This is a genomic window from Candidatus Paceibacterota bacterium, from assembly GCA_035652395.1.
In the GTDB taxonomy this organism is placed as follows: domain Bacteria; phylum Patescibacteriota; class Minisyncoccia; order Phycocordibacterales; family CAJBRS01; genus JADGRH01.
The window spans coordinates 47,867-72,784 of record DASRDX010000012.1; the positions used below are offsets into that span (position 1 = coordinate 47,867).

The 24,918-nt window shown below is 42.3% G+C and carries 27 protein-coding genes; 5 read left to right on the top strand and 22 right to left on the bottom strand.

Annotation, left to right across the window (positions count from 1 at the left end):
• Positions 1-74 precede the first annotated feature (74 nt).
• The 9 genes from VFA52_02945 to glyA all read right to left on the bottom strand — a co-directional run bounded on the left by VFA52_02945 (position 75) and on the right by glyA (position 12,361).
• Positions 75-626 (bottom strand): hypothetical protein, encoded by a 552-nt coding sequence (locus VFA52_02945; GenBank protein HZS43150.1) that lies wholly within the window; start codon positions 624-626, stop codon positions 75-77.
• 61 nt (positions 627-687) lie between these two features.
• Positions 688-1,998 (bottom strand): glycine--tRNA ligase, encoded by a 1,311-nt coding sequence (locus tag VFA52_02950; GenBank protein ID HZS43151.1) that lies wholly within the window; start codon positions 1,996-1,998, stop codon positions 688-690.
• A 66-nt stretch (positions 1,999-2,064) separates the two neighbouring features.
• Entirely contained in the window at positions 2,065-4,005 is a 1,941-nt protein-coding gene (locus VFA52_02955) for a hypothetical protein (protein ID HZS43152.1), read from the bottom strand.
• A 32-nt stretch (positions 4,006-4,037) separates the two neighbouring features.
• The gene (locus VFA52_02960) at positions 4,038-4,634 is read right to left on the bottom strand and encodes a recombination protein O N-terminal domain-containing protein (protein HZS43153.1); all 597 of its coding nucleotides are present in this window, start codon (positions 4,632-4,634) and stop codon (positions 4,038-4,040) included.
• On the bottom strand, positions 4,634-5,197 hold the full coding sequence (locus VFA52_02965) for an alpha/beta fold hydrolase (protein ID HZS43154.1): 564 nt from the start codon (positions 5,195-5,197) through the stop codon (positions 4,634-4,636). Before VFA52_02965 ends, VFA52_02960 begins: the two co-directional genes overlap by 1 nt.
• A complete protein-coding gene (locus VFA52_02970) occupies positions 5,194-8,694 on the bottom strand; it encodes a class I tRNA ligase family protein (GenBank protein HZS43155.1) in 3,501 nt (1,166 codons plus the stop codon). The genes VFA52_02965 and VFA52_02970 overlap by 4 nt, the downstream gene beginning before the upstream one ends.
• Before the next feature lie 12 nt (positions 8,695-8,706).
• Entirely contained in the window at positions 8,707-10,431 is a 1,725-nt protein-coding gene (argS, locus tag VFA52_02975) for an arginine--tRNA ligase (GenBank protein ID HZS43156.1), read from the bottom strand.
• Between the two features lie 38 nt (positions 10,432-10,469).
• Positions 10,470-11,144, bottom strand: coding sequence for a hypothetical protein (locus VFA52_02980; protein ID HZS43157.1), 675 nt, complete (start codon positions 11,142-11,144; stop codon positions 10,470-10,472).
• A 41-nt stretch (positions 11,145-11,185) separates the two neighbouring features.
• Positions 11,186-12,361, bottom strand: coding sequence for a serine hydroxymethyltransferase (glyA, locus tag VFA52_02985; protein ID HZS43158.1), 1,176 nt, complete (start codon positions 12,359-12,361; stop codon positions 11,186-11,188).
• Between the two features lie 160 nt (positions 12,362-12,521).
• Between glyA and thyA the strand changes: the two genes are divergently transcribed.
• The 3 genes from thyA (at position 12,522) to VFA52_03000 (ending at position 14,546) form a co-directional block, all read left to right on the top strand.
• Positions 12,522-13,433, top strand: coding sequence for a thymidylate synthase (thyA, locus tag VFA52_02990; protein HZS43159.1), 912 nt, complete (start codon positions 12,522-12,524; stop codon positions 13,431-13,433).
• A 1-nt stretch (position 13,434) separates the two neighbouring features.
• Positions 13,435-13,914: a hypothetical protein gene (locus tag VFA52_02995; GenBank protein ID HZS43160.1), complete on the top strand. Its 480-nt coding sequence runs from the start codon at positions 13,435-13,437 to the stop codon at positions 13,912-13,914.
• Between the two features lie 146 nt (positions 13,915-14,060).
• Positions 14,061-14,546, top strand: coding sequence for a hypothetical protein (locus VFA52_03000; protein HZS43161.1), 486 nt, complete (start codon positions 14,061-14,063; stop codon positions 14,544-14,546).
• A gap of 13 nt (positions 14,547-14,559) precedes the next feature.
• Here the strand turns inward: VFA52_03000 and VFA52_03005 are convergent, their stop codons facing one another.
• From VFA52_03005 to VFA52_03015, 3 genes are read right to left on the bottom strand one after another with little or no spacing between them, the layout of a single operon-like run.
• Positions 14,560-15,390, bottom strand: a complete 831-nt coding sequence (locus VFA52_03005; GenBank protein ID HZS43162.1) for a deaminase — start codon at positions 15,388-15,390, stop codon at positions 14,560-14,562.
• Positions 15,390-16,001, bottom strand: a complete 612-nt coding sequence (locus VFA52_03010; GenBank protein ID HZS43163.1) for an adenylyltransferase/cytidyltransferase family protein — start codon at positions 15,999-16,001, stop codon at positions 15,390-15,392. Before VFA52_03010 ends, VFA52_03005 begins: the two co-directional genes overlap by 1 nt.
• A gap of 9 nt (positions 16,002-16,010) precedes the next feature.
• A complete protein-coding gene (locus VFA52_03015) occupies positions 16,011-16,688 on the bottom strand; it encodes a CYTH domain-containing protein (protein ID HZS43164.1) in 678 nt (225 codons plus the stop codon).
• A 73-nt stretch (positions 16,689-16,761) separates the two neighbouring features.
• Here VFA52_03015 and VFA52_03020 point away from each other — a divergent pair, with 73 nt between their 5' ends.
• A complete protein-coding gene (locus VFA52_03020; GenBank protein HZS43165.1) occupies positions 16,762-17,277 on the top strand; it encodes a dihydrofolate reductase family protein in 516 nt (171 codons plus the stop codon).
• 42 nt (positions 17,278-17,319) lie between these two features.
• Here VFA52_03020 and VFA52_03025 read toward each other — a convergent pair whose 3' ends face one another.
• The 9 genes from VFA52_03025 to VFA52_03065 form a co-directional block, all read right to left on the bottom strand.
• Positions 17,320-17,814: a hypothetical protein gene (locus tag VFA52_03025; GenBank protein ID HZS43166.1), complete on the bottom strand. Its 495-nt coding sequence runs from the start codon at positions 17,812-17,814 to the stop codon at positions 17,320-17,322.
• 76 nt (positions 17,815-17,890) lie between these two features.
• Entirely contained in the window at positions 17,891-18,499 is a 609-nt protein-coding gene (locus tag VFA52_03030) for a hypothetical protein (GenBank protein ID HZS43167.1), read from the bottom strand.
• A 55-nt stretch (positions 18,500-18,554) separates the two neighbouring features.
• On the bottom strand, positions 18,555-18,977 hold the full coding sequence (gene rplK / locus VFA52_03035) for a 50S ribosomal protein L11 (protein ID HZS43168.1): 423 nt from the start codon (positions 18,975-18,977) through the stop codon (positions 18,555-18,557).
• A 16-nt stretch (positions 18,978-18,993) separates the two neighbouring features.
• Positions 18,994-19,539: a transcription termination/antitermination protein NusG gene (gene nusG / locus VFA52_03040; GenBank protein ID HZS43169.1), complete on the bottom strand. Its 546-nt coding sequence runs from the start codon at positions 19,537-19,539 to the stop codon at positions 18,994-18,996.
• 1 nt (position 19,540) lies between these two features.
• Positions 19,541-19,723 carry a preprotein translocase subunit SecE gene (gene secE / locus VFA52_03045; GenBank protein HZS43170.1) on the bottom strand — a complete coding sequence of 61 codons (183 nt, stop codon included), beginning with the start codon at positions 19,721-19,723 and terminating at the stop codon, positions 19,541-19,543.
• A 155-nt stretch (positions 19,724-19,878) separates the two neighbouring features.
• The gene (locus tag VFA52_03050; protein HZS43171.1) at positions 19,879-20,703 is read right to left on the bottom strand and encodes an SIMPL domain-containing protein; all 825 of its coding nucleotides are present in this window, start codon (positions 20,701-20,703) and stop codon (positions 19,879-19,881) included.
• Between the two features lie 38 nt (positions 20,704-20,741).
• Complete coding sequence (locus VFA52_03055; GenBank protein ID HZS43172.1) at positions 20,742-21,671, bottom strand: bifunctional 5,10-methylenetetrahydrofolate dehydrogenase/5,10-methenyltetrahydrofolate cyclohydrolase; 930 nt, start codon at positions 21,669-21,671, stop codon at positions 20,742-20,744.
• Entirely contained in the window at positions 21,664-23,022 is a 1,359-nt protein-coding gene (locus tag VFA52_03060; GenBank protein ID HZS43173.1) for a bifunctional DedA family/phosphatase PAP2 family protein, read from the bottom strand. The genes VFA52_03055 and VFA52_03060 overlap by 8 nt, the downstream gene beginning before the upstream one ends.
• A 12-nt stretch (positions 23,023-23,034) precedes the next feature.
• Complete coding sequence (locus tag VFA52_03065; GenBank protein HZS43174.1) at positions 23,035-23,757, bottom strand: histidine phosphatase family protein; 723 nt, start codon at positions 23,755-23,757, stop codon at positions 23,035-23,037.
• Between the two features lie 45 nt (positions 23,758-23,802).
• Here VFA52_03065 and VFA52_03070 point away from each other — a divergent pair, with 45 nt between their 5' ends.
• The gene (locus VFA52_03070; protein HZS43175.1) at positions 23,803-24,399 is read left to right on the top strand and encodes a DedA family protein; all 597 of its coding nucleotides are present in this window, start codon (positions 23,803-23,805) and stop codon (positions 24,397-24,399) included.
• On the opposite strand, the gene msrA is transcribed toward VFA52_03070, so the two are convergent.
• Entirely contained in the window at positions 24,396-24,881 is a 486-nt protein-coding gene (msrA, locus tag VFA52_03075) for a peptide-methionine (S)-S-oxide reductase MsrA (GenBank protein HZS43176.1), read from the bottom strand. The two genes, VFA52_03070 and msrA, sit on opposite strands and share 4 nt — an antisense overlap.
• Positions 24,882-24,918: the final 37 nt, after the last annotated feature.

Here is a 24,918-nt window from a genome sequence, read left to right on the forward strand (position 1 = left end):
TGAAAACATGAAATCTTAAATAAGAATGTCTATTCAAAATATTTAGACAATCTTATGAGGTTGCAAAGAACTAACTACTTTACCGCGACGATGCGCTGTTCGGGATAAGCTGCAACTTTCTCTTCCCGTGACATCAGCCGCATTGGTAATGGCTGGAATTCCAGCAGACTGCTTCGATAATGACCCAGATGAATCACAACGTACAGAATGCATAGTTTTGGGATAACTAGCTTCCTGTCGAGGACATATTCTCTTCCGTTCCATCTCGAACCAATCATGATACAGGCAGTTCGGGTTTCTTCGTCGTGACCAAGATGCTGAAAGCGAACCTGATGACGAAGGAATCCGGCAAACAAGGCATAGCTCGTCAGAATTTGACTTTCCTTCTGATGATCCAGAAACTTTATCCAGTGCCAAGGCTGATCATAAAAGCTGTTAGGCTTCTGAAACCTTGGATCGTAGTACAGACTTCGACCGCAATTGTAGAATGCGATGATGTTGTCATACTTTCCTGAATGTTGGTCTGCCCAGTTTCTACGGACACGACAGTTTCGGATTAATGGACCAACCACTCCGTTAGGACACGGTCGGATTACCTGGTCTGCTCTTTTTAGCGGACTTTTCATTACCTCTCCTTTGTTGATGTTTTTGAAGTGGAGTTATTCCACCCCCCTATAGTGAATTATATCACAAATCTTTGAAAATAGCAAGTAGTCCATTAATCTCTAAGCGTCTCTGTTCCCCGCTATCGCGATCGCGTAAGGTGACGGTATCGTCTTCCAAAGTTTGAAAATCGATAGTAATACAAAATGGTGTGCCGATTTCATCTTGGCGGCGGTAACGTTTGCCGATGTTGCCGTTGTCGTCGAAGGCAGCATCGGCAATTTCTTTCTTCAGCATTTGATAAACTTCCTGAGCTTTTTTTACCAACTCCGGCTTGTTTTTGAGAAGTGGAAAGACGGCTGCTTTAATCGGAGCGATAGCGGGTGAAAAGCGCAAAAAAGCGCGTTTTTCGCCGCCCAATTCATCTTCCGTGTAAGCATTCGTTAAGATAGCCAGCACTAGTCGATCTACTCCAAATGACGGCTCAATACAGTGTGGAATAAATTTTTCTTTAGTTTCCTCATCTAAATAAGAGAAATCAGTCTTACTGGCTTCGGCATGAGCTTTTAAATCAAAATCAGTCCGGTAAGCAAGGCCGCATAATTCTTTGCGACCAAACGGATATTCAAATTCAAAATCGATAGTGCGTTTGGAATAATGAGCTCTTTCTTCTTCAGGAACCTCCAATTCACTTACTCCACTTTTTAAACCAATTTTCGAAAGCCAGTCGATGATTTCATCTTTAAGATCTTCAAAAGATTTTTTCCACTCCCCTTCTTTCACAAAGTATTCGATTTCCATCTGTTCAAATTCTCGAGTCCGGAAAAGAAAATCACGGGGAGCAATCTCGTTTCGAAAAGCTCGACCGATTTGAGCCAGCCCAAATGGCAGCTTTGGATGATAAGCGTCAATAATATTCTTGAAATTAACGAACATTCCTTGAGCCGTTTCCGGTCTCAAATAGGAAACGGCCGTCGCCTCTTCCGAGGCGCCGACCTGCGTCTTAAACATCATGTTAAATTGCTTGGCTTCGCCAAGAGTTCCACCACATTCTGGACAGATTGAGGCGTTTTCGATTTGATCGGCCCGAAAACGCCTCTTGCATTTTCGACATTCAACCAACGGATCGGAGAACCCGCTGACATGACCGCTGGCTTCCCAGACTTTCTGATTCATAAGAATAGCGGTTTCAATGCCAAAAATATCTTCGCGATTCTCCACAAAAGTTTTCCACCAATCTTTTTTGATGTTGTTTTTGAGGGCCAGCCCGAGTGGACCGTAATCGTAAGTACCGGCCAAGCCTCCATAAATTTCAGAGCCGGGGAAAACAAAACCACGTCGTTTAGAAAACGAGACGATTTTTTCCATCAGATTCTCGGAATTTTCCTTCTTCATTATCTAAAGTATACAATGAATTAAAGGGGCGCGCTGCAGGCGCGCCCCTTTCTCTTTTTGCCCCATTTATTTCACCACCTGATCATCTCCCGAATGAAAGGCCGGATCGGTGCTTAAGCGAGTAGTCAATTCTTTATTAGTATTTGTCAAAATCGTATTGGTAAAGTCATCGGTACCTTTAACCGTCGCTTCATTGATTAAGTTGGGAGAGCTGCCAAACTGGCTGACGCTCGGCAAAAGCGAAATCTGGAAAGAAAGGCGTCGTGGCGAATTCACAAAACCGGTGCCGGCATCCAGATTTCCAACTTTCCAAGTAATTTGTTTGTTAACAGGATTAAATGTGACGTCTTCATTAGTAGGGCTAATCTTCCCGAGCCAGCTAACATAACTTGGCAATGTAGCTGTGACTGTCACGTTATCCGCTCGATTAAAAGAATTAGTCAAAGCCCAGTTAATAGTATAGGTAGTCGGTACTTCGGCTTTTGGCGGAAGTGGGCCGCTGTTCTGGAACGGTCCAACTGAATAGACAGCTGAAGATGTCAGCAGTAAATTAGAAGCTACTTTCAGAGTGGTTGAGCCGCTAGTGTTAATGGATTGCGGAACATTTGATTCCGAAAGACGTTGGCCAGTGACACTCTCATTAAATGTAATAATTGGATTACGGAAGGAGCTCATGGTTTGATAATTAGTTGGAACAGTTTGAAAAGTGAAGTAGACTCCTCCTTTAGCTCCCGGGCCAATATTGGCCAAATCCGGAGTGTTGGTCTGATCCCAAGTCAGAGTATTGTCGGCCGATCGATAAAAACCTCCGCCCGCATCCACAGATGTTTTGTCCAGAATTGGTCCGTTTAATTTAACCGAGATGGACGCATTGGTAATGGAAGTATTCAGATTATTTTTCCAATTAATGGCTCCGTGAACAAGTTGCCCGCTTTGAATAACGTGAATGGTGGCCGGATCGCCATCAAAAGTCAGTGGCGTTTGGAAAAATGGCTTGCTAATCGCTACCGTCTGAGAGGTGTTAATAAAAATGGTGCTGATGTTACTTTGACTCGAGCTTGAGGCAGTACCGGTGTAGAAATGGAAGACTCTTTGATCGCCGTCTTCGCCGGTAATTCGTCCCGTAATAGTAATATCGCGACTTGCCCCTTTTGAAAGAGTGCCGAGATTCCAGACATTTTTCAGAAAGGTAGGAGTCGGAGTAGCATTCTCAAAGCTAAAACCAAATGGATAATCTACTTTCAAAATTAAGTTATTTAAATCTATACCGGAATTTGAAACAAGATGAGCATTAAGAGTCAGCTCTTCGTTTGAATTAATTTCTTTCAGAGAATCAATGGTTAAGGTGACGGGCGCAGAAGCGATTAAAATACTGTAATCACTTTCTTTGGAATAGACAGCATTCGAACCGGCGATGCGGTAAGTTAGAGTCACTTTAATAGTTTGATGACTGTTTTCTTCACCGTAAAGAACAGATTTGGCCGTCTCCCTAAGAGACTGGCCGGGATTAATAGTTTCAATTGAAAGTTGGTCGGATTTTAAGGGAGTATTAAAGTCGGCGGCACTTTTTGTTCCGTCTGGATAATCAAAGGTGAGGTCAGCCAATTGCAGCGGAATATTATTCTTGTTTGTAATTTCCACATCAATAGAAAGAGCTTGGCCGGCAGCCACAGAAACAGGCGCGATAATGGCCATATTAATATTATTGGAAGAGACGACGTTCGAGCCACGGAAATAAACGTAGGCGGCCACGGCGATGGAAGCGACAAAGAAAATAACGGCAAAGATTAAAAGACCGCGAAAGAAAAAACTGTATTGATTAGTGTCGGATTCGGCCCCGAGAAGAATCGGCTCTTGATCAATTGGCGGCTTTTCCCAATCTTTTTTCACCTCAAACTCCCCTGGATGAAGCTTGCGGCGCTTAACTTCCGATGGAGGCGGATGGCTCTTTGAATAAAGGCTTTTGCGCAGTTCATTTATTTTATCCTGCTCTTCCGGCGTTGGCATGCGTAAATTATAACACGCTTGAAATTCAGCAATTAAAGTTGAGATTCTCGCAGTGAAAGATTAATAGTGGAGATAGCCTCTTTACTGACAATCCCCATTTGCTCAAGCAATTCCTGATGCCAGATTTCGGTCTGGAGGAATGGTTCGAAGGTAGAATTCTGGCCGAGATAACCGAGGGAATTCAAAATGCGGAGGACTAGAATAGCTTCGAAGTTGGAGAGCAGTTCGTTAGAGAGAAAGCGGCCACGCTCTTTGCCAGCAAAGAGCGTGGCCGCTCTCAAAATCTGAAAAAGTTCTTCATTTTTCTCTTCGCCGGCTAGTAATCGGCGAAGCAGACTAAAGACGCGAGCAAAAACATTAAACTGCTCGCGCCCCAACTCTTCATACAAATTATTGAGTTTCGAAGCGCTGGTAATCCGCCAAACATCCTTCCCTCGCACCAGTGACAAATGACTTAACGAATAATCCTGCAAAGAATATCGCAATTTTGATTCAATCAGGCGCACGCCCTGCGCCGTGGCGTCAATCTTTCCAAGATCTCGAGTCAAAATATTGAAGTAGCGATTAGCTTCCCCGCTATTTGAACTCCCCAAAATAAATCCGTCTGTTTGATAGATGTGATGGGACATTATTTTGATATCTCCAATAATTTCTCTAAAACAATTGGTAGTTCATTAAAACCATCTTCCCCATTTATGTGTCCGGCGTTTTTAATAATAATTATTTCTGGATTCAATCGTTCCTTAAATAGTTGAGTATTTTCTTCAAATGGCACCACCGGATCATTATCCGAAAAGATTGTGACTATTCTAGAAGAGCGTTTTTTTATCATTGCAAAATCAATTGGTGTCTTGAACCACGGTTCAGCTATCTCGTCTTCCCCTTCTAGGTTCATCAATGTAAACCATGGGGCTACTAATATAGTGCCCCCCATAGCGTTTCCGGGTCTAGCCAAATAACGAAGAGCGGTTTGCGTACCAATGCTATGGCCAATTAAATAGGTGTTTTTATCAGTTTTACCGATGATCTTTTCAAGCTGAGAAACCCACTTATCAATTTGAGGGGTTTCTGTCTCTGGCATATCCGGAACCTGTACTTCAAAACCTCGAACTTCTAATTCTTTTTTCAGCCACGGAAACCAATCAGATTTCGAATCAGCTCCCCAGCCATGGATAATAATTACTCTTTTCATTTCATGATTTTCAATCTTACGGCCATATCTTCAATTTGAATTTCTTTTCCCTCGCCATCTTCAAACTTAATCTCCTTTAAACCGGTGGCGTGGGAAATTTCGGTCTGGAATTTTTTAATTAGAGCCTCGCCAGCTGGGCTTGCTGAAATTACAAGCCCAGCCTTTTCTCCTACCTGTAGTCCTTCTTCTTTTCTCAAATCTTGAATGGCTCTCATAAGTTCACGTACCTGTCCTTCTTCTTTTAATTCAGAGGTAATGTTGGTATCCAGATGAACTTCACTGTCAAGATGTTTGTCAATATGCACCTCTTTGATGTTCAATTCATCTTTAATTAATTCCAAAAAATCTTCACCTAAACCTTTAAATTTAATTACCAACCGTTGAAGAGGCTGTCGGACTTTAATATTCCCTTTAGCTCGCGCTTCCAAGCCAAAGGAGACAATTCTTCTAGTTTCTTCCATATCTTGAAGCAGATTTTTAGAGCTTGAAGCTGAAGGATTAGGCCAATTTTCCAAATGTACACTTTCTTTGCCATCTTCGCCTTTCACTTTTTGATAAATATCTTCGGCTAGAAATGGCATAAATGGCGCCACTAATTTTGAAAATTGCAGCAGAACGAAATGAATGGTGGAGAGAGCCGCCTGTTTGTCATCTTCGTCTTCACTCTTGAATCGTTCGCGGGAGCGCCGTAAATACCATGTTGAAAGATCGTCAATGAAATTGGCAATCGGTCGAGCGGCTTTGTCCAATTCGTATTTATCCAGATTCCTTGTGATTTCATTATTTAACTCATTTAGTCGAGCAATAATCCATTGGTCTAGAATATTTTCAGATTTCGAATTTTGGACTTCGAATTTTCCGTTTTTATACAATTCGTAGAAACTGACAACATTAAGCAGTCGATTTAATACTTTTTTAGTCACTTCATCCAGCCCTTTTTCGGAAAAGGCCACTTCTTCAGCCCGCACTGCCGGAGAAGAAATCAGGAAATAACGCAAGGCATCTGCGCTGAATTTGTCGATGGTAGGCTCAAGATCTGGATAATTTTGCAGGCTTTTGGACATCTTGCGGCCATCTTCAGCTAAAATTAAGCCGTTTACTACCACATTTTTATAAGGCGACTGATCGAACAATTCATAATTCAAAACTAGAAGCGCGTAAAACCAGCCGCGGGTCTGATCCAGCCCTTCGGCGATAAAATTAGCTGGGAATATGGTCGGTTTTGCTTTACCAAAAAAGCTTTTTTTAACAGACGCAGGATCATAGGGAAAATGGAGTTTGCCGTATGGCATCGATCCCGACTCATACCAAACGTCAAAAACTTCCGGCACTCGCCTGAATTCGTCACCGCAATCACATTTCCAAGTCACCTCATCGATAAATGGTCGATGAAAGTCCAGCTGATATTTTTCATTATGTGGGATTTCAGCAAAATCAAAATTCCTAATTTCGGCGTTTGTGAGCATCCATTTATTTTCAAACTGTTTCCGCCAACTTGTTATGTCTTGATTAAAAACCCCATCTGCCCCCATCATCATTAATTCTATCGGTAAATTGTGGGAAATGATAAAAATATTTTTCCCTTTGTATTTTTTATCAATCTCATAGAGAAATTCCATGACTCTGTTTTTTACATCTGACCAATTTTCTCCACTTTTGGGTTTTTTGATAAATCGATCTTCCCGAGAAGCAAACTGCTCATGATATTCTTTCCAGCTTTTACCCTCATACTCACCCGCATCTAATTCCCTAAGGCGTTTATCAACAATAATTTTATCTTCTGGGAGATTAAGTACTTTATTGACAATGTCCTTTGTCTCCGTTGTTCGGAAAAAATCTGAGACAGCCAATAGATCCACTTTTTGATGTTTTAAGGTTTTAGCGGCATTTTCTACTTGTTCTTTCCCTAACTTGGTTAAATGATCCTCGTTGGAATAAACAGAACTAACTAAGTTTTTAGTGTTGGCCTCAGACTGCCCGTGCCGCATCAAAAAATAATTATTTCGTCGCGTTTTGGCTTGGATATCGGCGAGAGATCCCAAAACTTCCCGCTTTTCACATTTTTCGCATTTCCAGACCGGAATTGGGGCACCCCAATAACGGGAACGGGAAATAGCCCAGTCACGGGCTCCTTCGAGCCAGTTACCAAAGCGATTTTCGCCAATATTTTTAGGCACCCAGTTTATTTTCTGGTTTTCGGCGACTAACTTGTCTTTAAAGTCCGTTACCCGAACAAACCATGAGGAAGTGGCGTAATTTAATAGCGGCGTCTCACAGCGCCAGCAGTGCGGATATGAGTGAACAATCTTCTCTTTGGCATAGAGAAGGTTGTGATGAGCCAGATATTTAATAATTTCTATATCAGCTTTTTGGTGATCATCTTTTGGTTTAGCTAATTCATTAGCAAAATCTTCTACTTCTGCCTTAAATCGGCCGTTCGAATCAATGTGCTGGATAAACGGAAGTCCTTCTTTTTTGGCCAATTGAAAATCCTCATCACCAAAAGCCGGAGCCATATGCACAATGCCTGTTCCTTCTTCGGTAGTAACAAAGTCGGCGGCATAAATTTTCCAGCCGCGTTTTTCGGCATTCGCATTCCCCTGAACATCTTTTAACGGAACATTTTGATAATAATCAAAAAGAGGTTTGTAAGGCTGACCGATTAATTCGTTAGAGCTGACATTTTTTTCGATATCGTAAGGTTTATCTTTAAAAACGCCGGCCAGTCGATCTTTGGCCACAATATAAGAAATTCCTTCACTTTCCACCTGGACATATTCAATTTTTGGATTGATGGCGAGAGCTACATTTCCGGGCAAGGTCCACGGTGTAGTGGTCCAGGCCAAGACAAAAACATCCGGTTTATTAATCAATTCGAACTTAGCGTAGACGGAAATGTCCGTGATATCTTTATAACCCTGATTGACTTCAAAGTTTGAAAGTGGAGTGCCGCAGCGCGGACAGTATTGCATCACCAGAAAGCTCTGGTAAATGCGTCCTTTTTTGTCGAGCTCTTTGAAAGACCACCAAACACTTTCGGTGTAAGTCGGATCCATCGTTCGATAATCATTTTCCATGTCTACCCAACGAGCGATGCGTGGGATGATCTTCTTCCATTCGTCGGCATAACGCAAGACACTCTTTTTGGCGGCCGCATTGAATTTTTCAATACCGTACTGCTCAATGTCACGTTTGTTGTTCAGTCCCAATTCTTTCTCAATCAGATTTTCAATTGGCAAGCCGTGACAATCCCAGCCCCATTTTCGCTCCACGTGATATCCTTGCATAGTTTTGTAACGCGGAATGACATCTTTTATAGTGTTGGGCAAAACATGGCCGAAGTGAGGCAAGCCGGTGGCAAAAGGAGGACCGTCATAAAAAACAAAATTGCCTTTCGGCGACTCTTTGGAAAGGCTTTTCTCAAAAATCTGATTTTCCTGCCAGAATTTTAGGGTTTCCTCTTCTTTTTTGGCAATTTCGCTCTTATTTAAAGCCATGTATTAAGAATACTACATCTTCTCGGGAACTTGAATGCCTAAAAGATATAAACCATTTTTCATGACTGTTGAGACGGATTGAGTTAAGGCTAATCTGTAACTGGAATTTTTGTCTTCTTTATCAATGATTTTTGAGTGGGCGTAGAAATTATTAAATTCTCCAGCTAATTCAATTAAGTAAGTGGCGAGGTGATGGGGTTCCATTTCATCCAAAGCACGTTGGACAATTTCTGGGAAGCGATAGAGGTAACGTTCGAGAGAGGTGGATGGCGGAGGCGTTTCAGTAGTCGCCTCCGCCATCATTCCCTCTTCCTTGGCCTTTCGCAAAACTGATTCAGCGCGGGTGTGAGTGTACTGAAGATACGGTCCCGAATCCCCTTCAAATGATAGAGAATTTTCAATATCAAAAATGATATCCTTGCCAATCTTTTGTTTAAGAATTGAGTATTTAATGGCGCCGACGGCAATAATGGAAGCCAATTTAGTTTGTTCCTCTTCATTAAAGCCGCGATCTTTCATCTTTTCTTTGGCTCGGTTTTCAATCTCAGACAAAAGCGCTTCGGCAGCGATGACTTCGCCGGTGCGGGATGACATCTTGCCGGTCGGCAATTTTAGCAGACCGTGAGAAATATGTTTGGTCTTTTCGGCTAATTTTGGATTGGTGAATTCTAAGGCTTTTAGCAGAACTTTAAAATAATCATTGACTTCATTGGCAGTCACTACGATAGAAAGATCGTACGGGAAAACTTCGTGCTTCATTTCAGCCAAAGCAAGCTCTTTGGCTTCATAGGTTGGCAGGCCCTGACTGTTAATAAAGACGCGGGTGTGAAGTCCGGATTTTTCTTCCTTCAGGACCACAGCCCCTTCACTTTCTTCAAAGACGCCTTTCTTTAGAAATTTCGTCACTATCTCTTTGCCGCGTGGCGCCGCTACGCTCTCAAAAAAATATTGATCAAATTGCGTACCGAGCTTTTTATAGATTTCTTCAAAATACTCTAGACTCCACTCGCGACCTTGATCATAAAACTGGTTAATCTCTTCATCAGAGCGATCATAGATTTTCTGGTTGATTGAATTGATCTCCTTTTCATTTTCCGGAGAGTCTTTAGCATGACTGGCACCGAGAGCATAGGCTTGGCCAAGGTATTTGATGCGGGAAGAGAGGGCGGCCGTTTCCGCAGGAAACGGCTCTTTCATAAATCGAATGCCCCAAATAGCCAGCGCGACATGGCGCCCCGCATCCCCTTGATAACAAACTCTTTTAATATTCGCCGAGGCGAAAGAAATGATTCGCGAGAGGGATTCTCCGACGGCATTACTCATCAAGTGACCGATATGAAATTGTTTAAAGGGATTCGGGTCGGTGTACTCAACTAAAATCAGCCGATCTTTAAGAGTTTGATTCTGGCCGAAATTTTGGCCGCTTTTTGCCGCGGCCAAAATTTCGGCTACCCTCTCTCTAAAAAACTTGCCTGACAAATAAAAATTAATAAAACCCGCTCCCGCCACTTCGACCCTTTCAACATCAATATCTTTTTTCTCATTTAATTTTTGGGTAATCTCCACCGCCAGCGAAAGCGGCTCCTTCTTTAACTTCTTTCCCAGCACTAAAGCCACATTGGAAGAATAATCTCCATGATCAAGGTTGGTTGGATGCTCCAAAACAAATTCCGGAACTTCTAAATTCAGTTCCTTTAAAGCCACCTCTATGAGTTCTTTTAATTTCGGCACACTCATGAGTTTATTATATGCTAAATCAAAATAAAATCCGCCAATCATTTGATTGACGGCCGGATATTATACTTATCAATGAGATGCCGAGTAATTTCATCTGCAATGTAAGAAGGGTGCTGACAGCCATCAAGTATTTTCCAACGTTCTGGCTCAGCTAAAATCTGCTCTTCATAATTCTTAATCACTTTCGAGTTTTCAAGAATCCGATCATTGTCATACGGTCCCATAAGCAAGCTTCGCAGGTACCCCTGCGCTTCTTGTAGACCGTCCTCTTCGCTAATCCGAGGATAAAAAAGCTGATCGGGTAGAAGAGCATTACCATACCGCTGGTAAAGAAGATTGATCCTTTCAGAAAAATCTTCTTGGTTTATCTCCGATTGATAGTGAGCTTTAGTCGCTTCCACGTAGGCATGCCAGCTAATAACTGACTTTCCTTGAGCAATAATTTGCCTAACTTTTTCCGCTTGAACCAGACAATAACTTAAGCAGATCTCAAGTAATTGATTGGAGGAAAATCCCAGCGGTGGAAATAAGACGCTAAAAAGTTGAGGTTTGGTTCTTTCTCCAATGCCGGCGCGTGGTCGTCCATAAAAATTCAGAACCCCTCGAAACCTTGATTGCAAGAGACGATAGGCTGTTTCTTTGTTAAATCGTGACACTCCGGCGAAAGCAAAGTGATAACCTCTTTTACGAGGTTCGCGTTTAAAGAGCTTCATTCATTTTTAAGATAGCACAAGAAAAATTTTTGCCTAGAGGATTATTTCTGGCGCAAGATTGAGTCAATCTTTCGGGCAATCTTGCGCATATCTTCTTCCTTCTTGCCGCGAGTAGTTTCCGCGGCCGTACCCAAGCGTATACCCGATGGATCAACGGCGCTGCGCGATTCACCCGGAATTGTATTTTTGTTGACGATAATGCCAGCTTTCTCTAGTCGATCACTGGCTTCCTTGCCGGAAAGTCCTGTGCCCCCCATCCAAGTGTCCATCAAAATCAGATGGCTGTCAGTACCTCCGGAAATAATCCGCCAGCCGAGTTTGGCCAATTCACCCGCCATGGCAGCTGTGTTCTTAATCACTTGCTTGGCGTAGTTTCTAAATTCCTTAGTATCAGCTTCTCCAAGAGCCACCGCCACGGCGGCAATCTGATTGAGGTGCGGACCGCCTTGCATACCGGGGAAGATGGCTTTGTCAATCTTTTTGTCAAATCCCCTCTCGTCTTTTCGCACAAAGATCATGGCCGCTCGCGGGCCGCGCAGGGTTTTATGAACCGTAGTGGTAACAACATCGGCGTAATCAAAGGGCGAAGGATAAGCGCGACCGGCCACCAGTCCGGCAAAGTGAGACATGTCCACCATTAAAATGGCCCCAACTTTATCGGCAATTTTTCTAAATTTTTTAAAATCAACAATGCGAGGATAAGCGGTAAAACCGGCCACAATAATGTCCGGCCTTTCCAGTTCAGCAATTTTTTGGAGAGCTTTGAAATCCAGAGTTTCAGTTTTTTCATTTACTCCGAATGGCACCTGCTGCCAGAAACTGCCGGTAATGGAAACTTTGTGTCCGTGCGTGAGGTGCCCACCCGCCGTCAGACTCATACCCATAATTTTGCCTCCTGGCGGCACCAGGGCTAGATAAACGGCCACATTGGCGGGAGAACCGGAGAGAGGTTGGACATTCACGTGCCATTTCTTTGGATTTAATTTGAATAATTTCAGAGCCCGAGCTTTTGCCAAGTCTTCTATTTGGTCAGTCACCTCGTTACCCCCATAGTAACGTTTAGCCGGATAACCTTCAGCATATTTATTAGTCAGCTCCGATCCGAGAGCCGTGAGTACATCCGCCGACACAATATTCTCGGAAGCAATAAGATTAATAACTTTTTTCTGGCGCGAAATTTCTTCTTTAATTAATTTAGCAATTTGTTTATCTTTCATGATTCATTGAAATTAAAGTGGAATAAAGGGAAACGGTTTTTTAGGAAGCTAAATCATAAAAACATCTTATCATAAATAAAATACGCCCAGAGATTATACGGGTGAGGTTAGTTTTGTAAAGATTTTGACTTTTTGAAAGGCGATAAGATAGACTGAGGATATGAAGCCATACGATCAGCGGACGGCTGATAATCAATACCAAATTCTTCTTCGAAAAATCCTCGAAGAAGGAGAAAAAATGACGAGTCAACAAGGCATCGATGCTATCACTTTAATGGCTCCCGGCTCGATGCGTTTTAAAATGGAAAACGGGTTCCCAATGATCACTGAACGAAACATGAATCCGAAAACTTCGGAGTTTCTGCCGGTAACAGTCTGGCAGCAAGCTATCGGGGAAATTTGTGCATTTATAAATGGCGCTCGGACACTGGAGCAGCTTGAGAGTTTTGGTTGTTATTGGTGGAAAGCTTGGGGGACGCCGGAAAAATGCGCCAAACGCGGATTGGCACCAGGAGATCTAGGGCCAGGTTCTTATGGCGCCGCCTTTCATGACTTCCCCACCATTGAGGGTCCTACATTCAATCAATTTAAACATATTGTTGAACAAATAATTGAAGAACCTCACCTTCGTACTCATTTTGTCAGTCCGTGGATTCCACAATATATAGGCCGCGGCAAAGGCAAACAACAAAAAGTAGTGGTAGCGCCCTGCCATGGTTGGGTTCATCTAAAAGTAATCAACAATAAATTAACTTTGCACATGTTCCAGCGATCGGGAGATGTTCCAGTGGGAGTACCGTCAAACATGATCCAATATGGAGCCTTATTAATGATGCTGGCTCACGTTACCAATACTATTCCTTATGAATATATCCATACTATTTCCGATGCCCATATTTATGTTGATCAAGTCGAAGCTGTAAAAACTATGCTGGAGAGAGAACCTCGACCATTACCGACCATGACCCTAAACGCTGAAAAGAAAGATCTTTTTGCCTTTCGGTATGAAGATTTCTCTCTATCAGATTATAATCCTCATCCGGGAATCAAAAAAATTCCTGTCGCAATCTAAAATGACTGGAGAGGATCAAAATTTCGTTGAGTTATCAAACGCTCGCCGCGAAGACCAAAAAAAGGTGTTGGAGCAAATTATTGCAGATGGAGTTTGTCCTTTCTGTAGAGAAAATTTAGTAAAATATCATAAAAATCCGATACTTAAGGAAGGTAAATATTGGCTGTTAACTGAAAATCAATGGCCATACATTTATACCAAACATCATTACATCGCTATTTATAAAACTCACCAAGAAAGTATTATTGATATCGATTCAGAAGCAGGTTCTGAGTTAATTAAGCTTTTTCAAGAATTGGTGCGTCAGGAAAATATTCCGGGTGGAGCGGTTGCCATTCGATTTGGTTCAAATTCTAAATTTGGTAATTATGGCAGCAGTGTTCGTCACATACATGCCCATCTTATAGAACCTGATTTAGAAAATCCGGAAAAGATAGCGATTAAATTTAAGATTGGTGATCCTAAGGGAAGAAAGAAATAAATTGACTTTAGACTTCAATGTGTTAAAAAGGCCTTAGTAAAAAGGAGGACAAAATAGAACCTAAAAATTTAATAACGGTACCGGGTCTTCAGGAGGAAGAGATTGGCAGTTTGCTCAATGTACGGACATTCCCCCAATACATATCGATGGTTGAAGGAATTCTGGCCAAGCGGTGCATGTTCTGTCAGATTGACCCGACCAAAAACACCGTGATTTATGAAAACAGGTCGTGGAGAATGTGGTTAAATCCGTTTCCGCAAAAGCACCACGCCTTTCATATAGTGGCAGCTTACCGACTGCACACTAATGATCTCGCGGCTTTAAACGATGACGATTGGAGAAGATTGGGTAAGGCTTTTTCTTGGGTCCAGGAAAAATACAAATTCCCCGGCGGGGCATTAGCTATCCGGTTCGGTAATCCAAGATTCAACGCCGGTAGCATTCGTCATCTTCACTTCAACATTCAAGTGCCTGACGGAAGTGGTCGAGTTCAAATAACCTTGGCCAAGGAGCCGGAGGAAATTCTGGCGAAAAACCAGATACTGAGAGTCTTCGAAAAAATGCGGCAAGGAACTTCATTCGAAAATCTTTCGCTAGCCGAGCAGAGTTTAGTTAGGGATCGCATGCAATAGCGATCCTTTTTATTTAGTCAACTCGGATAATCTCAATACCTTTATCTTTAAAAATCATCTCGCTGTCGAGAACGCCGTATCCGCTTCGATAAAAGACTCGTTTGATTCCCGCGCAGGCCACCACTTTAGCGCAAGGAGGACATGGGAAAGTAGTAACGTATATATCAGTTCCCTCCGTAGAAGTTCCTTCTCGTGCCAAATCGGCGATTATCTTGGCTTCAGAATGAATAAAAATAGATAGCTCAAGGTGAACGCCCTTATGAAAATTATTCCGCGGGTCCCCCTCGTACATCGGAGAGTGTTCCCCTCGCACCGCCTCATTATGGGTCTGGTGTAAAATTTTTTTATCCTTAACAAGAATGGATCCAACTCGACGCCAAATATCTGTACTCTTTTCTGCTTCTTGCTCGGCCAGCTTCATAATCTCTCTATCAAATTCTGCAGTTGATATTCTGTCCGGCCTTAATTCAGTTTCCTGAACTGTCTTATGTTTATCCCATCTTAAAAAGAGTGGGCTGTAAATTATTTCCTTTTTAGACAAATACTTATCGGCCAGAGATTTCATTACTTCTTCATTGGGCAAAATAATTCGAATCTTTTCATCCTTAAGCTTTTCCAAAGCTGGTTCGTCTAATATTTGCACTTGGTCAAACAAACTCCAGCTTTCTAAGGCTTTCTTGACTTCATCGGGATTGAGCTGTCGGATATCTTTAGCTAAATGAGGGAAATCAGCAATTAGATCCTTCCCTAAAATAAAAATTTCTTTTGCTTCAGGATGACTTGCGAAAAGCTTCCTATAGCCTTCGTGGAGAACGGGTATATAAGCAATGATAACAGTTTTCATTAATCCTGATTTTTAAGATTATTTAAGACTTCTTCAATAGTGTCCATTATTTTTGGTGTTAGTGCCATGCCCAAGCTCTTGGCCGTACTGATTTGTAATTTTCTGATTTTGGCACTAGTTGAAGTGGTGGCCATCGGGTCTAATATCACCACTTCTTTGCACCACTTTTTTAATTTTTTTATCTGCGCCCTGTTGTAAGTTGTCTTAGTCGCAATCAGAGTGTCCGGCCTAATCATTTTAATTAATTGCCATTTTGGCGCTTTAAGAGGTTTTAAAACCACCACATCTACTGGACGAAGGTGCGCCACCATTTCAAGTCTTTCTTCTTCCGGAACGACCGGGCGCTCAGGCCCTTTTCTATTGCGAACTTTTTCATCACTATCCACGCCTACTATTAAAATATCCCCGTGTTTTTTGGCAGTCTCAAAATATCGGGCGTGACCGATATGAACCATGTCATAGGTACCTTGAGTCAAAACAATTTTCAGCCCTAAACCTCGGCAGTGTTCAACTAATTGAGCTAGGCGTTTGTAGTCAGATATATACCGTTCACGGAAATTTGATCCAGAACTGAAGATGCCTCGATTTATAGAAATATTCTCGGAAGACATACGAAAAAATTATTTAATAGTAAAAACTTTATCAGTTCCGTAATATTCTGGCCAGTGGCTATTGTAAAAAGCAAACATTCGCTCAATTCGCTCTTGGGATAATTCCCCTACTCCAAAATCGGCCATTAAGACCAGAAGGTTAGATTTGGCGGCAGCGGCCTCTTCCTCATTTTCAATTACCTTCTCAAATTCGGCCAAATAACCATAACCGGCATTTTTGTCGATAGTTATATTCGTATCTTCCAATTGATACTCTTCCCTCTCGCGCGACCATTTAGCTTGATATTGGAGACCGGCAGCTAGCAAGACCTTGTCTAAGTCCTCCAAACTCATATTCGTTTCTGATTCAAACTCCATTCGAGAGACGCCATTGTCGCTAGTATGATCGTCAAGCGAAGCCTTGATTACCAATAACACTTTTCCATTTGATTCGCGGGTGCGGATGGAGAAATTTTTACCGCGGGTAATGATTTCAGAAAAAATTTCTTTTTTATCATTGGGTAGATACGAAAGAATATCGCTGTGAAATTTTGAAAGGTCAGTGTAGGTGAAGTAGTGATTTAACTGTTTGTCGTGAATTTCTGATTTTAGTTTACCGCCCTTAGCCACAATTTTCTGGCGAAGCGTGTCGGCATTTTCTTTACTACCAAGCAGGCTTTTGATCTCGATTTCATAACTTTTCGACATAGTGAATAAAGTATAACAATCCTCCCTAATTGAACAACTTTCAAGAAATGGGCAAGCGTTTTATAATTCGAAGATGATTAAATGTTTCATTATTGCCGCTCAAAGCGCTGACGGTTTCATCGCTTTGGATCCGGCCCATCCCTCAAGCTCCCTTAACTGGACTAGCAAGGAGGACAAGAAACACTTTGTTGAGCTAACTAAGCGAGCCGGTGTGGTGGTGGTTGGTCATACCACTTTTAAGACTTTCCAGAAACCTTTAAAAGACAGATTAAATATTGTTTATTCTCGAGAGCCCCTTCAAATAGAAGGAGTGGAGGTCATGAACGATGAGCCGCGTCTCCTTTTGGAGAAACTGGAAAAGCAAGGCAAAACCGAAGTGGCAATCTGTGGCGGCAGCCAGATCTACACCATGTTTATGAAAGCCAGCGTGGTGGATAAAATTTATCTGACGGTTGAACCCGTAGTCTTCGGACAAGGCCTTTCCCTTTTCAAAGAGCCTATCGAAGCCAAGTTGCGTCTAGAAAATCTGGAAAAAACTGAAAGTGGTACTTTGTTCCTAGAATATAGCGTGGTTAAAAGTGAGACATGAGTCTCACTTATTTTATTTAAATAAAAAGTGAGGTTTGAGACCTCACCTAAACGCTTGAGATTTGGTTACTATTTTCCTGATCTCTTCAATTGCTCTGTGAACATCTGGACATTGAATGACGGTAAATCGAGGCCATTGCCGTCGATGATACCAACCCTTCAGAGCTTCAAAAAGCTCCTCTTTAAAAACGATGGCTAAGAGTTGGGACCCGTAATTATGCAGAGAATGACCCAGAGCGAAGGAAATTTGCATTAGACTTTCTCTGCACTTGTCAGAGATGAAAAAAACGGAAAGAGTGGCTGTTCTAGTCAGCTGCGCTACGTGCTGTACGTGATTTTCTCTTTCTTGTGTATCTGGCACCTGATGAAGAGAGGTCAAATCTAAATATTCTAATTTATACTCCTCTTCCCTCAGAACCTGCCTTAAGTAGGTCAGATCATCAGGTAAAAGAACGTTCCAGCCGTGACAGATGACTATGGTAGGTTTTGGACGATAGGAGGAAACCCTGTTTTGACGGAGAAAAGTGGACTGATTCATTTCTGACTGAAACTTTAGCTAAAATGGCCAAAAAGTAAAGACCTGACCGATAAATAAAAGACATCCTTGTGGGATGTCAGAAATCGAGTCTGTATTGGTTATCAGCCTCTCGCCAGAGAAAATAAATGGTTCGTCCATCCTCTCTTTCGATATGACCGTCCTTTTTGAAGAGCTCCCTCGGTATCACACACTGGAATATATGCCGATTATAAACTGCCCAAATACCGGGCCATTTTTCCGATTCAACGGGTATCCGACGTTCCACTTGAAGGCAATCAGATAATTGATACTTTGAAGGATCGTGAAAACCAAGTTCCTGTTGCAAAGCCCGTTGTGCTGATTTAATTTTTTCTTCTCCTCTTAACATCGTTTCGCCAATACCATTGAAATTGGAACGTCTTAAAATAGTACCGTTGTCGCAAACCTGCCGGTCTTCGTAGATTTCCAGCAAGCGACCTCGATAACGATGCAGAACGATGACCACAGCCGCGTGGACATGAATGATTAGCTGATCACCACAGTGGTTTTGGAAATATAATTTCTCCCGTTCATGATATTGGAAAAACGCTTCCAGACTGCGAGACGCTCCCTGTCCCCAGGTTTGCCATGGGACCTTATACTTATTCAGGAGCCGAAAAATTTCTGAACGAGATTTAATCTTCTCGGAAACAGCTGTTAATGCCATTGGTATCCTTTCTGGATACCTTATAGCTTAGTCTGAAAGATTTTACAAGGTTACTTTACTTAACCTCCACGCCCATAGATCTCGCGCTTCCCTCGATAATCTTGGAAGCTGCTTCAATATTGTTGGCGTTAAGATCTACCATCTTCTTCTCGGCAATTTCCCGAATTTTGGCTTTAGAGATGGTGCCCGCCTTCTTGGTTAAATTGGTGCCTGAACCTTTTTCCGCTCCGATTGCCTTTAAAATCAAACTAGTAGCCGGTTCCGTTTTATAAATCATCTTGTAGCTCCGATCTTCGTAAACTTCCACTACGGTTGGCACAACCTCTCCTCGCCGGTCTTTAGTTTCCTCATTAAAACGCTTGACGAATTCGCCGATATTAATGCCGGCGCCTCCGAGAGTCGGGCCGAGTTGCTGCCCTGGTACGGCTGCTCCGCCCGGAATCTGCATTTTTAGAATTTTGGTGATTTTTTTAGCCATAGACTGATAAGTTATCTTAAATTTTCTTGACTTGCAAGAAGTCTAACTCTACAGGTGTTTCCCGTCCGAACATTGAAACTAACACCTTTACTTTGCCTCGTTCCTCATCTACTTCACTAACTTTACCTTCCAGTTCCTTAAATGGGCCATCAGCAATAATGACGGCATCTCCCGGATCAAGGTTAATAGTGTGTTTAATAGTGTCAGCATTCATGCGCTTGAAAAGTCCTTCCACCTCACTTTTTTCCAGAGGTACGGGATAAACGCCAGAGCCGACGAAGCCGGTTACTCGAGGAGTGTTTCGCACCACATACCAAGAATCATCAGTGACAATCATATCTACTAAAATGTAGCCAGGATAAATTTTTTCTTCCTCCTCTACCCGCTTGCCGCCTTTGATTTTGATTTTCTTTTCAGTTGGAACAAGAACGTTGAAAATTTTATCTTCCATACCAAGCGACTCAATGCGCTGTTTGAGATTTCGCATCACCGCATTTTCATAGCCGGCGTAAGTATGGATGGCGTACCAGTTACGCTCCCCTTCTAATTGCTGTTTACTCATGTTATTTCAAAATAACTTTCTGGATCAAATAAGAAAATAAAGAATCGAACAAACCTAAATAAGCGGCAACTACGAGCGAGATGACGATGACAAGCAGGGTGTAATTAATAGCCTGCCGGCGGCTTGGCCAGCTGACATGCTTCATTTCAATTCGTGTTTCTTTTAGATAATTGCCTAATCCCATGACGATTTGTAGCCTTAAATATACTCGCTAAGGCTCGTTATTTTTACTAAAAAACCCCGCACGGGGTTATAAATTAATCATACTCCGAGCTCTTTAATTGTCAAATAAAAAGACCGGGTTTTGCCGACGGCAAAACCCGGTCTTCCCTTTTCCCTCTATCGAATCTCGTACGTAATCGTTACGTCCGAAGTAATTTTATTTTGGCCAACTGGAATTTCGGGAGCGACCGGAGCAGAGCCTGCGGCCTGACTAAGGGCCATGTCTTTAGCGTACGGAATCGGTCCGGGATTATTGCCGTTCTCTTGGAAACTGACAATTCTGTCAAGATCTATGTCAAGGTCTTTGGCTAACTGCTTAGCTTTAGCTTTAGCGTCGTCAATGGCCAGTTTGCGGGCAGCTTCCTGAAGAGAGGTTGGATTATCAATGCTAAGAGATAGACCGCTGATATTTGAGACGCCGGCACTGCCAACTCCCTGCAAAATTGTTCCAGATTTGGATGGATCTCGAAGCTTCACCGTGATGGTTTCACTTACCTCATAACCGTTAATGGTCGGGGTACCTCCACCGCAATTATAAGCACCGGTTGGACAGATGATGGCGGATCGATCGGCATAAGTTGGATTGACGCTGTAATCGATGGTTTGAATATCTTTTTGATCTACTCCGTTCTTTTTTAGAAAATCAATGGCGGCATTGGCTTTGACGGCCATTTTGTTTTGGGCGTCTGTAACGGTTGTCTCTCTATCACTGGCGGTAAAACTAAAGGTAGCGACAGTTGAAGTGGCAAAGACTTCCCCATGACCGCTGACGGCTATTGTCGGCAAATTGGCGATATTTTCCCCTTTATAATGACCTTCGTGATGGAAAGCAAAAACAATCAGAGCAATTATGACAATAAAAATGAGAGCGCCCCAGAAGCGACGTCGCATGCCGTAACGTTGATAATTTTGACTATCATTGGAATTTTGATCTCCGTTCATAAAAATTAAATTAGATGCTAATAATTCAGTATAACATTTTAACGATTTCTTTTAATTCGTTTATTACCCTTTTCAATTTTACGCATGTTCGTTTCTACCAGATTTTGAAAAAGGGCCGCTACCGTCATTGGCCCGACGCCGCCGGGTACCGGCGAGATAGCTTTTACTATTTTAGAAACATTTTTGAAATCCACATCTCCTACCATTTTCGGAGCGCTAATTTCTTCCTGAAGCTTGGTGATTTTTTTATTCTTTTTAGATGAAGGGCGGCCGGCAATTAAGTTAATACCAACGTCGACAATCACTTGACCCTTTTTGACATGCCGAGAACCGATTAAATTCGGTACGCCGGCCGCCACCACGAGAAGATCCGCTTGGCGAGTTTGAGCAGCCAGATCTTTAGTCTGCCGATGGGCGGTAGTGATAGTGGCTCCTTCTTTTAATAAGAGGGCGGCGGTCGGTCGGCCGACTAAAGCGGAGCGGCCGACCACCACCGCTCTCTTTCCCCGAATGGGGATACGATAATATTTAATTAAATTAAGAATGCCGCGCGGTGTAGCGCCGATTAATCCATCGTCTTCTCCGGTCCAGAGTTTTTTAACATTTTTTGAATGCAAGCCGTCCACATCTTTCTCCGGCAAAATGGTTTCAATAATTTCACTCTTGTTAAGGTGGCGCGGGATCGGCAATTGAATAATTATGCCGTCTATTCGCCGATCCTTATTTAATTTCTCGATTACCTTGATTAATTTTGATTGGGCAATTGTGGCCGAAAATTTTAAATGAGTAACTTTTGCTCCTATTTTTTCTCCGAAAAGTTTTTTCTGCCGAATGTAAGCGCTTGATTGAGCCAGATTTCCAATCTGAACAATAGCCAAAGTTGGTTTTTGGTCTAATTTAGCGATTTTTCTTTTTAAGTCGGCGGCAAATTTATCGCGAACGACTCTGCCATCTAGTATTTTAGCCATTTTGTTGCGGTTTCGGAGAATTAAGACTTTCCGTTTTTGATTCTATCCTTTTAGCTTGAACCGGGTAGATAAGAGCCTCAGCCATTTTTACCAGAATCGGCCAGACATAGGAGCTTCCTCTTAGAAGCAGGATACAAAAAGTAACACAAAAGACTCCCAGAGCGTAACCGCCAATAATATCGCTTAACCAGTGCACGCTTAAGTAAATACGGCTTGCTCCCACCAACAACATTAACAAAAGACAGACAATTAGGAAATAAATTTTCTCTGTATTTGATTTTAGATTGCGCCTCCAGCAATGGAACAACAGCAGGCTGAAAATAGCGATTAGGGTGGCGTGGCCGCTCGGAAAGCTGAAACTATTCTCTTGGAGAATGGTACTAATTGGTCGTGGCCGGCCGATCAAAATTTTCAAAGAATATTCGCCAATGACTCCCAGATTTAAAGCGAAGAAGGACAATAAAGCGTAATACCATTCTCTCTTGTGAACGAGGTAACCGATAAATAAACAGGAAAATAGGAAAACATTTAACGGAGTTAGAAGATTGGTAATAAAAAGCATCGTCTCAGCCGCTATGGGGTTCCAAATGGTAGCAACAAGATGATTAACTAGTCTGTCAGCATGATAAAACCAGCCACGCTCCAGAACACTATCGAGTGTTTCAGCAAAAATGTAAATGGAAAAAATATTGATGATGAGGGTGTAGACATGATATTTGCGAAAAGCGTGATGATGACGATTTATCAACCGATAAGTGTAAAAAATTATTACCGCCAAGACTATGGCTATCAGCATAATGTAATTAATGTAGCGAGCGGCGATAGCATAACCCTGACCGACAACAAAACCAATCAAGAGATGGGATAAGTCCCAGATTAAGATAGCGACTAAATCGTAAATTAAGAATTTTCTAAAAGAAATGTTGGAAACGCCGCCAAGAAAGGGGGTAATGGAGCGAGTAATGTAGCTGAATCTGCCAAAAATTATGGCCTTTCCAGTATGTGTTTGTAATAGTCTTTCCGTTTGCGCCAGATGAGCCTCTTTCAGAAAAAAGTAGTGACCAAACTGTCTCAAAAAACGATGCCCATAAGCGTGCCCCAGTCCATAGGCTACTAAATCACCGACTAAGGCCCCGACAAAAGCGATGATAGCGGCAACCCAGAAGTTTAAAACCAAAATTTTCGCCAAAAAACCGCCTAAAATAAGGGAAATTCCACCAGGGGAAATATAACCAATAAGCGGTAAGCTCTCCAGAAAAACACTGCTGAAAATGATTAAATACCCCCAATGACTAAAAAAAGGTACTAGAATTTCAAAAAGATTAAGATGGTGAAGATGATGCCCGAGCATTTTTTCATTTTATCACTTCTTTTCAGATGGATTGAGAGAGTCGGGTTCGGTTTTCGGATCAATCCGGCCATAATCATTCCAAATTACCAGCTTCCAACCAAGATTTTCGTGCGGATCAAGCTGACGCTTGCGAAAAAAACCTCTGAATTCCGGCTCGTAGGTGCAGAGAGTGATGCCAGCATTATTTAGTGGGTTAAGGAAAGTAAACTTAGCAAAATCGTTAGCGGTAAACTTCTCCCCTTTCTCAATGTAGCCAGCTACACATCGCAAGAATATATGATGAGTGATGCAAAGAATCTGCTTTTCCGGTCGCGCCTCTAAAAAGCGCAATAATTTGTTGGTCCGATCCTTCAAATCGCTGAAATTTTCCTCGTCAGAATAGCGCAGGTCATTTGTATGAAAGCTTCGATCAATACGATCAAGGATGGTGGCCACTTCTGGATCCTCGGACGAGCGCCCGATAATTTCGTGAGGATTTCGACGTTCACTTAAAATCTCAATAACCTCCACTTTTTTGTCAATTTTTGAAGCAATGATTCTGGCAGTTTCCTCTGCTCGTTCGTACGGACTGGAAAAGATTATATCAACAGGAATTTTCGTAAAACGCTCGCCGACAAAAGCCGCCTGCTCTCGGCCAAGAGCGCTTAAGGGTCCCTGCCGTCCTTGGCGAAAATTTTTGGCATTTAAAGGAGTCTCGCCGTGACGGACGAAATAAACTTGTTTCTTATCTCTCATCTTACTATTATAACTCGGCCAACTTGTGTTAACGTTAATATATTCATGAACTTTCTGAGCCTCTATTTCCTGCCGTTTTTGTTAGCTTATAAATATTTTGCTCTTTTTTTTATTGTTTTCGTGGCCGCTTTTATTTTTCCGCTGCCTTCTACGTGGAGTTTGATCATTTCGGGCGGATTGGCCGCACATCAGTACATGAATATTTATGTGGTGATAGGAATTGGCCTTTTGGGCAACATCTTAGGCGATAATCTCGGCTATTTTCTGGGGAGGCTCTATGGTCGGCGTTTTTTATATCAGATTGGATTAGGCTGGATTTTCAGAAAGAAATGGTTTCAAGATCTTCAGCAGGATTTTAAAAATCATGTTCGCAAGTCAATTTTCATCAGCCGCTTTATTACCGAAATCGGGCCGGCCGTAAATCTCCTTTCGGGCCTACGCAAGATTGAATATAGAAAATTTTTGTTTTATGAAGTGCTGGGCGAGACTTCTGACGTTCTTCTCTATGTTTTGGGGGGATATCTTTTTGGCAGAGTCTGGATTTATATTTACCCTTATTTTGGCGAGTTTTTAATAGCAGTCGTTTTAATCTGGGTCTTCTTTTTAATCTACCGTCGGAGAAAGAAAACTAGATTAAGTTAAATGTCACAAACCTTTAGTCCGCGTTTGGCTAAATATTTTTGGTGGTATTCTTCAGCGCGATAAAAAGTAGTGGCAGGAGCTATTTCAGTGACGATAGGGTCTTTGAATTTGCCGGATTTTTCCAGTTCATTTTTGTATTTTTCGGCGATCTCTTTCTGCTCCGGCGTATGATAGAAAATAGCGGAACGGTATTGAGTGCCGACATCCGGACCTTGACGATTTAAAGTGGTCGGATTGTGATTTTCAAAAAAGATTTTTAGAAGTTCTTCGTAGTCCACTTCTTTGGGATCGTATAGGATTTCTACCACTTCGGCATGACCGGTTTTATCAGTGCATACCTGCTCGTAGGTGGGATTTTGGAGCTGGCCGCCGGCGTAGCCGGCGGCCGTTTCTTTTACCCCCTTAATATTGCGAAAGATTTCTTCCACCTGCCAGAAGCAGCCGGCGCCGAAAGTGGCTTTTTGGAGATTGGAATTACTCATGTTGTTATTGTACTCAAGATTGGAAAAATAAATAGCC

Coding starts and splice junctions, on each gene's coding strand:
- glyA (HZS43158.1), bottom strand. CDS start 12,361: ATGAAAGATAAACAAATTGCTAAATTAATTAAAGAAGAAATTTCGCGC.
- VFA52_02945 (HZS43150.1), bottom strand. CDS start 626: ATGAAAAGTCCGCTAAAAAGAGCAGACCAGGTAATCCGACCGTGTCCT.
- VFA52_03015 (HZS43164.1), bottom strand. CDS start 16,688: ATGTCGAAAAGTTATGAAATCGAGATCAAAAGCCTGCTTGGTAGTAAA.
- VFA52_02960 (HZS43153.1), bottom strand. CDS start 4,634: ATGTCCCATCACATCTATCAAACAGACGGATTTATTTTGGGGAGTTCA.
- VFA52_03055 (HZS43172.1), bottom strand. CDS start 21,671: ATGGCTAAAATACTAGATGGCAGAGTCGTTCGCGATAAATTTGCCGCC.
- VFA52_03065 (HZS43174.1), bottom strand. CDS start 23,757: ATGAGAGATAAGAAACAAGTTTATTTCGTCCGTCACGGCGAGACTCCT.
- rplK (HZS43168.1), bottom strand. CDS start 18,977: ATGGCTAAAAAAATCACCAAAATTCTAAAAATGCAGATTCCGGGCGGA.
- VFA52_02980 (HZS43157.1), bottom strand. CDS start 11,144: ATGAAGCTCTTTAAACGCGAACCTCGTAAAAGAGGTTATCACTTTGCT.
- VFA52_02995 (HZS43160.1), top strand. CDS start 13,435: ATGACTGGAGAGGATCAAAATTTCGTTGAGTTATCAAACGCTCGCCGC.
- VFA52_03070 (HZS43175.1), top strand. CDS start 23,803: ATGAACTTTCTGAGCCTCTATTTCCTGCCGTTTTTGTTAGCTTATAAA.
- VFA52_03010 (HZS43163.1), bottom strand. CDS start 16,001: ATGTCTTCCGAGAATATTTCTATAAATCGAGGCATCTTCAGTTCTGGA.
- VFA52_03060 (HZS43173.1), bottom strand. CDS start 23,022: ATGCTCGGGCATCATCTTCACCATCTTAATCTTTTTGAAATTCTAGTA.
- thyA (HZS43159.1), top strand. CDS start 12,522: ATGAAGCCATACGATCAGCGGACGGCTGATAATCAATACCAAATTCTT.
- VFA52_02965 (HZS43154.1), bottom strand. CDS start 5,197: ATGAAAAGAGTAATTATTATCCATGGCTGGGGAGCTGATTCGAAATCT.
- nusG (HZS43169.1), bottom strand. CDS start 19,539: ATGAGTAAACAGCAATTAGAAGGGGAGCGTAACTGGTACGCCATCCAT.
- argS (HZS43156.1), bottom strand. CDS start 10,431: ATGAGTGTGCCGAAATTAAAAGAACTCATAGAGGTGGCTTTAAAGGAA.
- VFA52_02955 (HZS43152.1), bottom strand. CDS start 4,005: ATGCCAACGCCGGAAGAGCAGGATAAAATAAATGAACTGCGCAAAAGC.
- VFA52_02950 (HZS43151.1), bottom strand. CDS start 1,998: ATGAAGAAGGAAAATTCCGAGAATCTGATGGAAAAAATCGTCTCGTTT.
- msrA (HZS43176.1), bottom strand. CDS start 24,881: ATGAGTAATTCCAATCTCCAAAAAGCCACTTTCGGCGCCGGCTGCTTC.
- secE (HZS43170.1), bottom strand. CDS start 19,723: ATGGGATTAGGCAATTATCTAAAAGAAACACGAATTGAAATGAAGCAT.
- VFA52_03005 (HZS43162.1), bottom strand. CDS start 15,390: ATGAAAACTGTTATCATTGCTTATATACCCGTTCTCCACGAAGGCTAT.
- VFA52_03030 (HZS43167.1), bottom strand. CDS start 18,499: ATGGCATTAACAGCTGTTTCCGAGAAGATTAAATCTCGTTCAGAAATT.
- VFA52_02970 (HZS43155.1), bottom strand. CDS start 8,694: ATGGCTTTAAATAAGAGCGAAATTGCCAAAAAAGAAGAGGAAACCCTA.
- VFA52_03025 (HZS43166.1), bottom strand. CDS start 17,814: ATGAATCAGTCCACTTTTCTCCGTCAAAACAGGGTTTCCTCCTATCGT.
- VFA52_03050 (HZS43171.1), bottom strand. CDS start 20,703: ATGAACGGAGATCAAAATTCCAATGATAGTCAAAATTATCAACGTTAC.
- VFA52_03020 (HZS43165.1), top strand. CDS start 16,762: ATGATTAAATGTTTCATTATTGCCGCTCAAAGCGCTGACGGTTTCATC.
- VFA52_03000 (HZS43161.1), top strand. CDS start 14,061: ATGGTTGAAGGAATTCTGGCCAAGCGGTGCATGTTCTGTCAGATTGAC.